This window comes from Brucella grignonensis, from assembly GCF_002252505.1.
GTDB lineage: Bacteria > Pseudomonadota > Alphaproteobacteria > Rhizobiales > Rhizobiaceae > Brucella > Brucella grignonensis.
Genome location: NZ_NNRL01000152.1, coordinates 1 through 1115, shown reverse-complemented (window position 1 = coordinate 1115; position 1115 = coordinate 1). Strand labels below are relative to the sequence as shown.

Sequence of the window (1115 nt, the reverse complement as noted above, 5' to 3'; positions counted from 1 at the left end):
GGGGCATTCTATTTTAAACTGCAACATGCCAATGAATTCATGTGGTTAGCCATGGAGGAAATTGGATGTCGAATTGCTATTTACAGATCACTTTGCGTGAACGTCGCCGACTATTTGAGCTGAAACAGCTTAAAGTCCCTCTCGGCGATATTGCGCGACTGATGGGTCGTCATCGCTCGACCATCTATCGCGAGATCAAGCGCAACAGCTTTCGGGACACTGAGATACCAGACTATAACGGCTATCATAGCGTTGTCGCCGACAACATCAGCAAAGACCGCAGAACACGGTTGCGCAAGCTCAGACGTTACCCAGAACTGCGCAAGTTTGTCATTGAACAATTGGAAGCCCATTGGTCGCCGGAACAGATTTGCGGCCGACTGATTAGCCATGGCCTGAGCGCGATACGTCTGTGTGCAGAAACCATTTATCGCTTCATCTATTCAAAGGAAGAATACGCGCTGAAACTGTATGAACATCTGGCCGAGATGCGAATAAAGCGTTGCCCACGCGGCACCAGACGATCGCGCAGTTCCCGGATTCCAGAAGCGTTTCGCATTCATCAACGTCCTGATTTTATTGGCAATCGGCTGCAGTTTGGAAATTGGGAAGGTGATTTGATTATCTTTGAACGTCACCTTGGAGAAGCCAATGTTATGACGCTTGTTGAACGCAAGAGTCGTTATTGCGTCATCATTAAAAACAACAGTCGGCACTCAAAGCCGATCATGAACAAAATTATTCAGACCTTTGCTGCGCTGCCTTATCACGCACGCCGCAGTTTTACCTTTGATCGTGGTTCCGAGTTTATGGGTTATAGGGCTTTGGAGGATGGAATGAGAGCGAGAAGCTGGTTTTGTGATCCAAACTCCCCTTGGCAAAAAGGTGCGATTGAGAACATCAACAAGCGCATTCGACGGTATTTACCCAGCAACACTGACCTGACACAAGTCAACCAGGCGCAGTTGACTGCCCTCGCCCACAATCTCAATGCAACCCCGCGCAAGTGCCTTGGATTTAAGACACCCGCCGAGGTCTTTGCTCAACTTTTGCAGGAAGCGGCATAATCAGATACTCTCACCACCGGCATGATGCAGTTGGGGTAGCTTTTCCAC

The 1115-nt window shown here is 48.9% G+C and carries 1 protein-coding gene; it reads left to right on the top strand.

Annotated elements, in window-relative coordinates; genetic code table 11:
* Positions 1–65: 65 nt before the first annotated feature.
* Entirely contained in the window at positions 66–1067 is a 1002-nt protein-coding gene (locus CEV33_RS05815; RefSeq protein ID WP_094539555.1) for an IS30 family transposase, read from the top strand.
* The last annotated feature ends 48 nt before the right edge of the window (positions 1068–1115 follow it).